This window comes from Patescibacteria group bacterium, assembly GCA_040390045.1.
Taxonomy (GTDB): Bacteria; Patescibacteriota; Minisyncoccia; order Phycocordibacterales; family SIBU01; genus SIBU01.
The window spans coordinates 160,053-172,853 of record JAZJZC010000001.1; the positions used below are offsets into that span (position 1 = coordinate 160,053).

General features: G+C 45.7%; 13 protein-coding genes. 7 read left to right on the plus strand and 6 right to left on the minus strand.

The genetic code is table 11. The features are described from left to right. Window positions 1-52 precede the first annotated feature (52 nt). Window positions 53-676 carry a hypothetical protein gene (locus V4467_00880; GenBank protein ID MES2087525.1) on the plus strand — a complete coding sequence of 208 codons (624 nt, stop codon included), beginning with the start codon at window positions 53-55 and terminating at the stop codon, window positions 674-676. Window positions 677-1,002: 326 nt separating this feature from the next. Further along, entirely contained in the window at window positions 1,003-1,551 is a 549-nt protein-coding gene (locus V4467_00885; protein ID MES2087526.1) for a histidine phosphatase family protein, read from the plus strand. A gap of 371 nt (window positions 1,552-1,922) precedes the next feature. Here the strand turns inward: V4467_00885 and V4467_00890 are convergent, their stop codons facing one another. Beyond that, complete coding sequence (locus tag V4467_00890; protein ID MES2087527.1) at window positions 1,923-2,360, minus strand: S-adenosylmethionine decarboxylase; 438 nt, start codon at window positions 2,358-2,360, stop codon at window positions 1,923-1,925. A 282-nt stretch (window positions 2,361-2,642) separates the two neighbouring features. Here V4467_00890 and argS point away from each other — a divergent pair, with 282 nt between their 5' ends. The 3 genes from argS to V4467_00905 all read left to right on the plus strand — a co-directional run bounded on the left by argS (window position 2,643) and on the right by V4467_00905 (window position 6,621). Then, window positions 2,643-4,499 carry an arginine--tRNA ligase gene (gene argS / locus V4467_00895; GenBank protein ID MES2087528.1) on the plus strand — a complete coding sequence of 619 codons (1,857 nt, stop codon included), beginning with the start codon at window positions 2,643-2,645 and terminating at the stop codon, window positions 4,497-4,499. An 82-nt stretch (window positions 4,500-4,581) separates the two neighbouring features. Further along, window positions 4,582-5,307 (plus strand): hypothetical protein, encoded by a 726-nt coding sequence (locus tag V4467_00900; GenBank protein MES2087529.1) that lies wholly within the window; start codon window positions 4,582-4,584, stop codon window positions 5,305-5,307. A gap of 102 nt (window positions 5,308-5,409) precedes the next feature. Continuing rightward, window positions 5,410-6,621: a pyridoxal-phosphate dependent enzyme gene (locus tag V4467_00905; protein MES2087530.1), complete on the plus strand. Its 1,212-nt coding sequence runs from the start codon at window positions 5,410-5,412 to the stop codon at window positions 6,619-6,621. 295 nt (window positions 6,622-6,916) lie between these two features. Here the strand turns inward: V4467_00905 and V4467_00910 are convergent, their stop codons facing one another. The 3 genes from V4467_00910 to V4467_00920 form a co-directional block, all read right to left on the minus strand. Further along, window positions 6,917-8,146, minus strand: coding sequence for a GNAT family N-acetyltransferase (locus tag V4467_00910; protein MES2087531.1), 1,230 nt, complete (start codon window positions 8,144-8,146; stop codon window positions 6,917-6,919). A gap of 22 nt (window positions 8,147-8,168) precedes the next feature. Beyond that, window positions 8,169-9,326: an acetylornithine deacetylase gene (gene argE, locus V4467_00915; protein ID MES2087532.1), complete on the minus strand. Its 1,158-nt coding sequence runs from the start codon at window positions 9,324-9,326 to the stop codon at window positions 8,169-8,171. A gap of 371 nt (window positions 9,327-9,697) precedes the next feature. Next, complete coding sequence (locus V4467_00920) at window positions 9,698-10,225, minus strand: hypothetical protein (protein ID MES2087533.1); 528 nt, start codon at window positions 10,223-10,225, stop codon at window positions 9,698-9,700. A gap of 191 nt (window positions 10,226-10,416) precedes the next feature. On the opposite strand from V4467_00920, the gene V4467_00925 reads away from it, so the two are divergent. Continuing rightward, the gene (locus tag V4467_00925) at window positions 10,417-10,839 is read left to right on the plus strand and encodes a VOC family protein (protein ID MES2087534.1); all 423 of its coding nucleotides are present in this window, start codon (window positions 10,417-10,419) and stop codon (window positions 10,837-10,839) included. A 96-nt stretch (window positions 10,840-10,935) separates the two neighbouring features. On the opposite strand, the gene V4467_00930 is transcribed toward V4467_00925, so the two are convergent. Further along, window positions 10,936-11,175 (minus strand): hypothetical protein, encoded by a 240-nt coding sequence (locus V4467_00930; protein ID MES2087535.1) that lies wholly within the window; start codon window positions 11,173-11,175, stop codon window positions 10,936-10,938. A gap of 15 nt (window positions 11,176-11,190) precedes the next feature. Between V4467_00930 and V4467_00935 the strand changes: the two genes are divergently transcribed. Then, a complete protein-coding gene (locus tag V4467_00935) occupies window positions 11,191-12,189 on the plus strand; it encodes a hypothetical protein (GenBank protein ID MES2087536.1) in 999 nt (332 codons plus the stop codon). A 53-nt stretch (window positions 12,190-12,242) separates the two neighbouring features. Here V4467_00935 and V4467_00940 read toward each other — a convergent pair whose 3' ends face one another. Then, the gene (locus V4467_00940; GenBank protein ID MES2087537.1) at window positions 12,243-12,689 is read right to left on the minus strand and encodes an EamA family transporter; all 447 of its coding nucleotides are present in this window, start codon (window positions 12,687-12,689) and stop codon (window positions 12,243-12,245) included. Window positions 12,690-12,801 lie beyond the last annotated feature (112 nt).

The window sequence follows — 12,801 nt, forward strand, 5'->3', positions numbered from 1 at the left end:
AAATGCTATTATCATATATGTAGCCTGAATTTATTAACTAACATTAAAGTTTATGAAAGTGAAAATAATGCCAGTGATTTCAAGTGCTATTGTATTTTCTAGTCTGATATTCGGAATAGCGTCAGCTCAAAGTGTTGCCGCAATCAATATTCACGCGAATGCAAACGTTGAACTAGAAACAAAAGGTAACGCCACAAGCACTAACGCAAAAAACGGTAACGCAACGAGCACGGATGCAAACAGCCAAGGTCAACTTACTGCCGAATCACACCGTAGTACAGTTGCGTCGTTTGTGGAATCACTTCTCAGTGTCGCCAATCGCGAAGGTGGAATCGGAGCCCAAGTACGAGTAATTGCCCAAGCACAAAACGATTCAGCGAGCACCACTGCAGAAGCCATCACAAAGGTGGAGAGCCGAAACAGTCTTAAGACATTTTTGATTGGTAGTGACTACAAAAATTTAGGCCAACTTCGTAGCGAAATTGTTACCACTCAAAACAACATAGACCAACTAAAAAAACTAGAAGCGCAAGCAACGAGTGATGCAGACAAAGCAGAACTGACAGTTCAGATCAAAGCCCTTGAGGATTCTCAGGTAAAAGTGGAAGCATTTGTTAAGGCGCATGAAAGTTCATTCAGCCTCTTTGGCTGGTTTGTAAAGCTATTCGTAAAATAATTTACTAGGCATACATGTAGCCGTCAAGCAATTGCTTGAACCTGTTTTTGGTGTCATGACAAATACGAGCAAAACTAAAATACTATATTCCGTTCTTGCAACACTATTCGGGGCATTTTTTGTTGTATACAGTGGGATTGATGACAGTCCTGGAGGACAATTGCTCGGACTCGTGGTAGTTATTGCCGGCATTGTAGGCATAGTAAAAAGCAAGAAGAAAATCTGACCAAACAAGGCTCTGACACCGTCTGCTAAAATTAGAATTAGTAATACATTAAAAATGTATACTGCCTTCTCAAATACATGAGAATAATTAAATAAGTCGCATGTCTGTAAAAATTACATACTTTGTACACGGAACAACTACCGACAATGAGAAGGAGGTGTCATCAGGTTGGTCTGATGCGGAACTTTCAGAACTTGGTATCCAGCAATCAATTGATTTGAAAGAAAAAACTAAGGATAAAACATTTGATGCGATCTTTTGTTCTGATTTACAGCGTGCGGTTAGGTCAGCAGAACTAGTTTGGGGTGGAATATATCCTATTGTTCCTGACGCTAGGTTAAGAGAGTGTAATTATGGAAAACTTAATGCCAACCCCTCTGCCATAGTTGAACCAATGCAAGAGGAAGAGTGCCTTACAAGCCCCTTTCCTGAAGGAGAAAGTTACGAAGATGTGAAAACTAGAATTGCCGACTTTCTTGAATTTCTAAAAAAGAATTATGACGGAAAAAGTGTTGCGATTGTTGCACACAAAGCCCCGCAACTTTCGCTTGATGTTTTACTAAAGGGCAAAACTTGGACACAAGCTCTTGCAGAAGATTGGAGAAAGACTAAATCTTGGAAAGCGGGTTGGTACTATGTGCTAAACTAAAAAAACTTAAGTACAAAGAGCTTCTTTTCAAAAATTTCCCAAATGACCCAACTTTTCATCCCACGTGTCGGGCTGGTTATCTGCACGCTTGCAAATCAATTGCTCATAAACAGCAGGGTCAGGAAAAGCAAATAAAGTTTGTCCTCGTCCTATCCCCGCCGCAAGCGGTTCCCTCGCGGACTCGGCGGGGTATTAGGCGAGGAATCGGGGCAAACTTTTTGTAGCAGAGTCGGCTCCGCCGACTCATCCATTCGTTGTGGATTCATCCTCGCCGCAAGGCAGGCGAGGTATTCTCCGCAGTTACAATAAAAAAGACACCGAGGGATTGCCCTTGGTGTCGGTTATCTTGTGGCCAATTTGTGTTAGTGACCCTACTGACGAAAACGTTTTCCACGAACCGTGAGTTGCACGTCCTCTTTTTTTGCCTCAAACGTTTTACGAATGAAAGCCAAGGCTTTTTCCTGGTCGAACGCCTTGCATGAGAAGATGTCCAGAAAGAACGTCTTGTCATACGGATAGGTGTGGATGGAGATGTGGGAGGTCGCAATAATAACGACCCCGGTCACTCCATAATCATTCGGCATATCAGCCCCGTCATATGAAATGACGTAAGGTTGAGTCAGCCGTTGCATTCCGATGACCGCCGGCAATTTGAGCAAGAACTCAAACACCACTTGCATGTCATTCAGACGAACATGATCAGCCTCATACCCGTCGTAAGTGAGGTGCGGACCGTACCCTTTGATTTCGTTTTTACGGTCGGTGTCAGAAGGAATGTTCTGACTAACTGCCCTTTGCTTCGTGTTCATTTAATTGCTTGAAGTTTTAGTTTTTTATACTGGTACCCGCTTCCTGAGCGCCTCTGCATGGAAGTATAGGGAAGAATGTTTAAAATGTAAATGTGGATAACATAATTTGCAAATGAACATCGAACATGAATATTGACAAGTGCTGGTAAATTCTATACTGTACTTTTAGTTCGAAAAAGCTTTTGCCTTTCCTTTTTGATCATCAATCTGATTAGTAAAGGATCTGTTTTTTTATTGAACCTTAAAAAATGACGGTACACCCGTCTGTGATAGGAGAAACACATGAAATCGAAAAGAGTAGTTGAAAAGTCGGAAAACGGCTTGGCCCATCTTGTTGATGGCGTTCTGTGCTTAGCGCTTAGTTCCAAGGTCTTTGCGGACTGTAGGTCACCGCGGGAAGTTGTTACTGTCGGCACTCCGCCAAATCCGGAGCTTGGTGACATTTCAGTTGTTTGTTTCGGACTTGCGGAGAAACTTAACCGGAAGAAAGATGTAAACACCGTGGCTAAACAACTTGCCGCGGCGATTCCGTCGACTTCAAAAATCGCAAAGGTGTCGGCTGCCGGACCTTATGTGAACATAACGTTCGATCGCGCGGCGGTAAGCGCGCCTGCAGTTACGGCAATACTTGCCGAGAATGAGCGGTACGGGTTCAACAAAACCCTTGCAGGAAAAACATTCATGGTGGAGTATCTTTCCCCAAATACCAACAAGCCACTTCACTTAGGACACCTGAGAAATGGCGTAATCGGAACAACCGCAGCTCGGTTGCTCGAAGCGTGCGGCGCAACGGTGCTCAAGGCGAACAACATCAACGATCGGGGCATTCACATCATCAAGTCAATGCTCACCTACCAGAAATTTGGCAACGGCGAAACTCCCGAATCAACTGGTGAAAAAGGAGATCATTTCGTCGGTCGGTATTATGTCCGGTTCGAAACGGAACTTCGCCGCCTAAAAGCCGAGTGGCTGAAAGAGAGAGGCCTTACTTGGGACGTACTCTCGGAAGAGGAGCAAGAAAAAATTAGCGAACTTTTCGAGAAGGAATGTCCGCTCATGGTTGAAGCGCGGGAGATGCTGCGTCTTTGGGAATCAGGCGACCCTGCGGTCCTTCCGCTCTGGCGCAGGATGAACCAATGGGTGTTGTCCGGATTCGACCAGTCAAATGCCCGTTTAGGGTACGCGTTTGACAGGGTCTATTACGAGAGTGAGACCTACCTTCTCGGACGCAGGATTGTTCTGGAACAACTCGAGCGCGGAATCGGCGAGCGCCGCCCCGATCAGGCGGTGGTCGTTGACCTCAGCAATTCAAAGCTTGGTACAAAACTACTTCTTCGTGCGGACGGAACTTCAGTGTACATGACCCAAGATGTCGGTCTGGCCGTTACGCGATTCGAACAAGAAGGACGACTTGATGGCATCATTTATGTGGTGGCCACTGAGCAGGAGCATCATTTCAAGGTCCTCTTCGAATTGTTGAAACGCTACGGTTATGATTGGGCGTCGTCGCTATACCACCTTTCATATGGGATGGTGAATCTGCCATCAGGCCGGATGAAGTCTCGTGAAGGAACAGTGGTTGACGCCGATAATCTGCTTGATGAACTTGAGCGGTCGGCGGCGCAGAAACTTGGGCGCGACGGTTCGGAGGCTACCAGCAAAGAAGTTCAACGTTCCTCATCGATTATCGCGATTGGGGCGCTGAACTACTACTTGGCAGCGGTTACTCCGCGAGCCGACATGTTGTTTGACCCAAGCTCGTCAATCGAGTTTGAGGGCGATACTGGACCGTACATCCAGTACTCCTGCGTTCGGATATCGTCAATCATCAATAAAGCGGGAGGACTGCCGGTGGTGCAGTATCCGGACGCACTGACAGATGATGATGCCTTTGCGCTTGTCAAAGCACTGATTGAGTTTCCGAACGCAGTCAAACAGGCGGCGCAGCAGTTCAATCCCACCATACTCACTGCTGCCCTCTATAAAACGGCAAAAACATTTTCGTCGTTTTATAGAAATCGGCACGTGCTTCATGATGGTACTGTCAACCAAGATAGGCTTGAACTGTGTCAGGCCACGAAAGTCGTGCTAACAAACGGGTTGAAATTGCTTGGCGTCGGGATTCCCGAGCGGATGTAATTCGGTATCGCCATTAAATTGTAGTTAACCCAAGGAGAATTTCCAAAAGATTTTCTCCTTTTTTATTGACATCGGTTTTAATATGGTTTATTCTCAACTTCAGAAATTGTCAGTAAAAACTCAACCAAAGGAGATAAAAGTGTCGAATTCGAATCTCTCGAAAACAGAAGACCACGGTCCTCTCAGTAAGTTTCTCCGGACTTTGCGGTTCAATAAGATAACCGAGGTAACCATTGAGGCCGGACATATCTATGCCGACCAGGTACCGGGCCAAGAACAACGGGAGGGCTTTGCGGTAGCGTGTGAGATTTGCAAGCAATTATCTTTGGAGGGTATTACTCCAAGGCGAATCGTGTTTGTTGATGACTACAACGCCAAAAGAAATGGCTTTTCCGTGGAAGGTTATCTCGAATTTGCCACCGTTTGCGGATTTGCTCCCGACAGTGTTTTTTGGGAGTCGGAGATGGCCGGACACGCTGAAGTCTTGATTGATAAGCTCATGAAGCAGGGTCAACTGGAGAATGGCGAGGGTCAAAAACTTCTGACTGTGAAGCAGGGTATCAAGCTTCGTCATTCCGATGGGCGCTATACCTGCGCTGCTCTAGACACAGCCTTTCATCTTGAGCGGTTTCGTCAATTTGGTTACAACGTTACGGTGTTACCCAAATGTTCGGAGCATAACCCCGAGCAAGATTATGCCGACCAGCAGCGAAATGTGCGGCGGCTCTTACGAATTCTCGGAAACGATCATTCGCCGCTCGCGACCGTGTTCTTTGACCCACAGCGCAATCTCAACATTGTGCACTGAATATATTAGGAGGAGAATTTCTGAACGATTTTCTCCTTTTTTCTTGCCAAAATATCTAATGCCATTTATTATTCAATTTTTGATGACTCTAGTGCTTCCCCTATGTTGTGGTATGCTTTTAATTCAAGAATTACGATGAAGAAAGATATTACAATTGTTTGCAGTAAATGTTTAAAGCCGTCGAAGAAAGGTGTTATTTCCTGCACATGCTCAACGAGCCGGTACTACGATTATGAAACCGTGCTTTATGACTACAAAAAGGCGGCTGAAAATTTTCCACTCGTCGGTACTCATAACGGTTTAGATAGATTTTTACCGTTGCTTCCCAATGAAAAGTTTTCAATTACTTTGGGTGAAGGTAATACTCCCCTGCTTCACTTTCAAAAATTCGGACTGAAATACGGTTTGGCGCGCCTTTTTGTCAAAAACGAAACTGGAAATCCCACCGGATGTTTTAAAGACCGAGAAACCGCGGTAGGCATCAATGTTGAAAGTGAGCAAGGCACAAAAAAAATTGAGATTGTTTCATCGGGAAATGCCGCGATTTCAGCCGTAGCTTATAGCAATAAGGCCGGTATCGAGTGTCTCTGCCATATACCGGAGACGACTTCTGAAGGTAAAAAGCAGTTGCTTCAGATTTTTGGTGCAAAGTTTCAATTGCACAAGGGTGACTACGAAAACATTTATCGCAATGTCATTGATTCACATTCGTTGAAAGATACAGTTGTAAATTTTACGGCTGGCAAATATGTTTATAGGGAAGAAGGTAATAAGACCATTGCTTTTGAAATTTATGAACAGTTAGATGCGGTACCCGATACCGTTGTTGTTCCAATCGGTAACGGTTCGCTGCTTTTCGCAGTATACAAAGGTTTTTGGGAACTTTTACAGATGAAGAAAATAAAAAAAATTCCGAAGATGATAGGAGTTCAAATTGCCGGATTTTCACCTGTTGCTGAAGCGTTACGGCAGGGAAAGGATTTTGTCGCCCTACCCAATTCACCCCATTCAATTGCTGAGGGGGGAATTGCCGCCATGGAAAGTTATTGTTCTCCGAAAGCGATAAAGGCCATTAAGGAAACGGATGGCGCTGTAATTGAAATTACTGATGCCGATTTGGTCCGTGTACTTAAAGAATTGATAACTGAAGAATCCTTTGTTGTTGAGCCAACTTCTCTTGCTCCTTTTGCTGCGTTCTCGCAGATTAAGTCAGAGCCGAACGAAACGATAGTGTGTGTTGCAACCGGGAATGCTTTTAAAAATCTTGAAGAAATTCTTCGGATGCTTGAGGGGTGGAGTCACGCAAAAAAGTAAAAATATAATGAAGTTGCTTTTCGTAGACATTATTACGGATGACCCGATTTTTCAGGAAAGTGATGAAAAAATGTTGTCCAAATATTGCCGGTGGTTATTTCAGCAGGTAACATTCGGCCTTCGTCCACGGGACGGGGGCGATTTTTTTCATATATCTTTTATGTATAATAATGTTGTAATTTAGGGCTACTTTCTTCGTGCTGCCTTTCATTTTCTGACCGTCAAGATTTACATTTTTGGTATAAAAAAACCCGGGGCACATTTCTGTAACTCCGGGTGTGATTGCTATCGACATTCAACTTTCGAGCCGTCGCACCAAGATTGTGATGGCGGATGAACTGTTGCTGGCCTGAAGATCTAGCGGGAGATCCGAAATCTTACCGGTAGTAAACTTCTGACTGAGCCACCATTGCCCTGTGTGCGGGCTGACCAATGTTAGTAGCGCCACCCCCTGACCCCCCGCTTCTTCAAAGAGGCGCTCAAGCATGAGCTCCCCAATACCGTCACTGAGGTATGATTGATCAACCGCAAGCGAACTAATCAACGCCTTTTTCTCACTTGGGAAACAGCGCAGACAACCGCAAGCCATAACTCCGTCGTCCTTTACTGCAACACGATAATTCGCGAGCTGCGCCCCGATCATCTCTTCCGTGTGTTGACGAACATCGCCACGGCTTTCCTGTGTGCCAAGGACATTCAGAATACCGCCAATGTCGGATTCGCGCGCGGAGCGAATTTCCTGGTAGGGATTCTGGTGAATCATTGTTCCGACGCCATCCTTGGTGAACACTTCACTGAGTAAGCCACCAATGACCTTGCCATTAATGAAGTGAACGCGCAACACTCCTGTACTGATTACCTGTTCTGCCATTGACGTGAACTCCGCGAACTGTCCCGTAATGACACCGTCCGTTACCAGTTGGCGGACTTCACTCGGCTGCGCTTCTCTCAGTAGAGCGCTACCCCTTTGGAAAATACCGTCAACGCACGAGAGGTAGATCAGTTTGTTTGTCGATATTCCTGCGCACAGACTGGTCGTGACTCGCAGCAACGAACCAAACCACGATTCATCGGTATTTTCATCTTTCGGTCTTGCAACAATGACCGGCAGTAACCCTTTGGCCAGAATGTCACCAACCTTGTCCGGAAGCGACTCGGTGCCGATGTCATTCTCCTCCACCTTGAATGCGAAACCCTGTGATTTTGTAACTTCCGGTTTGTTTGAAACCAAGAAATTGCAGTGGAGCATGTTAAGGGATCGGCACAACTGCGCGGCAAGTGATTGCAGTCGTGCGTACCGAGTTTTCCGTCTTATCCGGTAATCAGACTGGTCGGAAGAACCGAGCACTAGCACAATACGAATACCGACCGCATGAAGCAGAGTAATGTCCCCTGCTACAGAGAGTATGTCATTACCCTCAAGTACCCTGCCATCAATTGCGATGACGAAGGTTGAATGTCCGAACCGCGCGACGTAGGTAAGCATCTCGCGAAGCTGGCTCGTCGCCAATTTTCTATCTTTCATAATGAATCCTTTCCTTTTGGTTTCAGAGACACATCTTTTGTGCAATCTGCCTGAACTTGGTAACGGCAGACTCTAGTTGCTCAGTTTTGACAAACTCATTCGGTTTGTGCGCTTGCGCGATGTCGCCAGGTCCCAAGATGAGACAGTCGGTACCCATTAGTTGGAGAACTGACGCGTCTGTGCCGTATGGTACTCCTCGCGCCTTGATACCTGTCACCTGTTCCGCCACGGTCACGATTAATGAATTCGCATCCGTGGTTACCGGTTCAGTAGGACAACGCATGAGGCGAAGCGAAACGAGGGGTTGCCCTCCGTGCTCCCCAATACTTCGCATTCGGGCCACGAGGTCTTGAATCATCAAATCCGATGTCTGCCCTTTGATGGGGCGGATATCAAACTCGATTGCGCATTCCTCGGCAATCACATTGGCTTTTGTACCGCCTTTGATCACCCCGATGTTTAATGTCGCGCAAGGAGGATCATATTCCTCGTTTTCCTGCATCGCTAGTTCACCAGCAAATGCGCGTAACTTTTCAATAACCCCTGCTGCGATCTCAATAGCGTTGATACCGCTTTGGGGGTCACTCGCATGACCACTGACTCCGCGACATAGGGCGCGCAAGTAAATGTGTCCCTTGTGCATACGCATCGGTCGCATTAAAGTTGGTTCACCAACCAACGCGTATCGAGGTCGAATCAATTTGGATTCGACGAGATGTTTGGCTCCAAGCAGGCCAACCTCTTCGTCATACGTGAGCCCGAGAATCAGTTCCCGTTTGAAGCTTCCCGCTTTCGACAAAAGGGGCGCGATTGCACAGATCATTGCTGCAATTGAACCTTTCATGTCGACCGAGCCGCGTCCAAACAGCAATCCTCGCCTTTTCTCCTCAGTCAGCTGAAATGGCGGATAATCCCAGTGATTGCTGGAACCCACGGGGACTGTATCTGTGTGGGCGGAAAACATAAACGATTCCACGTCTCGCGGGCCGGCGCGGGCGATTATGTTTGCCTTCTCCAGTGTTCCATGCTCAAAGGTTCTCTGTTGGATTTCCACCTCAAAACCGATATCGACTAACAAAGGGTGGAGAAATTTCACCAACGGCAAATTGCTATTGGTTGAAACGGTATCGAACGAAACCATCCTGCTCGTTAGCTCTTTTACATCAAGTATTGTGCTCATTTTTTCCTCTCTTTCGTATCTGGGATTTGTTATTGTGTGTTCAATTTACAGCCTTATTGAGCCCCACCAAGGGCAGTACTGTCCTTAAAACAGTCGTTTTCAAAGGTCTATATATGAAACTAATTCCACCCTATCACAAATTTTGAGGCTTTGTCCAGAATCAGTACCCCGAGTTCAACAACCGATTTGCAACGCATGACTTAATGACAAAGGAACAGATTATCAACCGCATCAAAAACGACGGAGTATCGATCATTCAAGCTGCGCAAGACTACAGGGTATCGGAAAATTCGCAATCGCATATCCATATGCGAAAAACAAAAAAACATCCCGATCGGGATGTTTTTTTGTTTAAACTATTTCTGCGAAATCTAGAACTTAATATTTGCCGGAACAGTGAGCAACTTGGCGTCCATCAACCAATCGTGACAATCCCAACTGACATTGTCTGGATTGGTACCATATACCGCTCCACTGGTAAGATCGCTTGGAATAACTTCAGGAAGTTCTGCCACTGAAGTGATGCTTAATTTCTTGCCAGTCACCGCGCCTTCTTTCCAAGAATAGAGAAGTCCCCCACTGTAGATCATGAGATTTGCAGTGCTTGTGGTAGCAGTGATCGTTCGAAACTCTCCTCGCATTTTTCCATCTGCAATGTAAACCACACTGGTGCTTCGACTGGTTGGGTTAACCTGTTCATAGGAGCACTGATGATTTCCTGATTGCGCAAAAATACTTCTAAATGTCGTCGTATTTTTTACCGGTGTGACATTTGTTTGAGTGTTAGTGCTACTTGTTTCTGCTGGCACACTTGGCATAGTTGACGATGAAAAATACCAAATACCGAGTATTGCCAAAATTGCGACAACGACGATTCCAATTATTATGTTGCGATTCATGTGTAATATAAATTAAATTTTTAATGTAGGAAATTAAATTCGTCGACCTTTTAAGTCCGTGATAATTATATCACGTTAGGTTTGAAACACTTTATTTTGTAATACATAACAGCTTTTGCCGTCACTAGTCAGCAAGCAATATAATTGTTTATAATACTATCGTAGCTTATTTACTAATTAACAACAAAAATATGGCAAAAGTTAATCCGTTTATTAGATTCAACGACAAGAAGTGCCGCGAAGCAATGACTTTTTACAAAGACTGTCTCGGTGGTGAACTTGAATTTATGACCGCCAAAGGCACGCCGATGGAAAAAGACATGGACGCTGACAAGCTCGACCTAGTCATGCACTCAACTTTGAAGAAGGGCGACTGGGTGCTCATTGGTTCAGACATGATGCGAGATAAAGCGAAAAGTGGCGACCAAGTCGGTATTTCCCTTGATTGTGAAAGTGCCAAAGAAATCAAAACAATTTTCGACAAACTTGCAAAAGGCGGAGACGTCTTCATGCCGCTTGAAGATCAATTTTGGGGCGCGACCTTTGGTCTCGTTACTGACAAATACGGTGTCGAGTGGATGCTGAACTTCCAAAAAGCTCCGATGAAAAAATAAAGAGTCGCAACAAAAAACCGCCGCGCGAAAATTCACGCGGCGGTTTTTGTTTTCAAAAAAATTGACGCATGCTACTTAGGCGTGCTATTTTGATTTTTAGAAAATCACAGTTTTGACAATCAAACTCGGTACACCATGAGTGACAATACAAACCGCCTCGAGGAGGCTTTGCGCCTTTGGGAAACGCACGCCTTCCTTTTTGGAAGAACGTTGTGCTCCAGAAACAAAGGACAGGAATTGCCCGAGACCCGTGATGGCGTTTTCGCACATTATCAGGAGTTTAGGCAATTCTTGCTTTCGCGGAATCAAACCTTCCGGCCTGATAAATTTTTTCACCCGAATCAAAAAACAATGGAGGAGAACATCGCTATCGGAGGGAACCTCCTCCTGCCGCTCGAACTCCATCAATGGTCTTGCAGATCGCGAAGAATTTATAGTGTAACTTCCGAGTTGCAACAATTCCTCGAAACTACCTCGACGAAACACATCACTTGGAATGATGTAACACTTCCATTTGATTCGTTCGGTATCGCCCTCTCCATTCCCTTGAAATCATTTAATCGAGGTGAATCTGGAGTGAGGACGGTCACATCAAACTGCGACTTCATTCTCGTCACACGTCAGAGCATACCTGAAAAAAGATTTACCCTCTTGATCCGGCAAATTGCAATCGATCCCAACTATGTACACCCCGCTAAAGGCCTGCGCCAACATATTGATGAGTTATTACAAAGTGGAAAATATTCGAAAGCTTCGACCATCTTAGAGGAACGAATAGCCACAATAAGGGCTTCGAGCGGTTACATGAGTCTTTTGCGACTTAACCTTTCGGAAGAAGAATTTAATTCCCCTCTCAGTCTTGTTCTTGACAGTGACCCGATGGTTTTGGCGCACCCGCTTGCATCGTCGGAAGCAAAAGAATACGGCGAGACTGAAATTCAAAGTGTGGCTCGTTTGAGCATCAGAATTGTGGTGGGGCTTTGTCTGTACCTCGAATCCCTCGGGACCAAAAGTAAGGGTAAAGGAAAACTAGCTGAACCCATTTGGGAGCGGCAGACTTCAACCGATCCGCGCACGCTGGTTTCCGAGTCGCAGGTTCTTACCGTCACTGGTGAAAATCTCCTTTCAGCTCAGGATGAACGCCTCTACAAATTGACGCAAGAAAAAGGACTTGCACAAGCGCTCAAAGAAATGGGAGCTCACTTCCGCTGTGCTCACTGGCGTCGACCGCCGGGCAAAGGAGATGACGGTTCAGCGTTGAAAACCGTCCACGTTAAATCCTGTTTTGTCAGACCCGACCGACTTCCTCCCGAAGGATTGCCGCCCGGCACCGAAATGCAGGTAGTTTAAACTGAGCTCTTTTCGCACCGCTAAACGATAATTCGTTTAGCGGTTTTTATTTTTTAAAACAACCCTTTAATTGTATTCCACGGAACAGCCACAAAAAGCGTGCCGATAAAAACGAGCCCGAGGCCTATCCCCGATTGTACCGTGATGCCTTCGAGCAAAACCACAGCGGCGAGAATGGCAGTGAACACAATTGAAAGTTTGTCGATGACTGTGACGGCTACAGTCGGGCCGGCGGCGAGCGCTTGGTAGAAAAATATCCACGACAGTGCTCCACCAACGCCTGAGAGAATAACAAAGAGCCACTGTTTCGACGAAAGTGACTGTAAGGATGTCATGGAAATTTTTCCGAAAGAAAGCGCGGCAAGCGTCACGATTATTGCCATCACAATACCGCGGATGGCGGTGAGCAAATTAGCGTCAACACCTTTAAGCCCGAGTTTGGCAAAAATTGTTCCCAAACTTGCCATGACAGCGCCGATGAGCGCGTAGAGAATATACATCTCTGAATCATATCACGGAAACCCTAGGGCAAACCCACTCAGAGAAATTGTTGACAAACGCTTATAGATTTGTTATAATTTTTGTCCTTAGGTTACTTCTAATTTTTGCTTA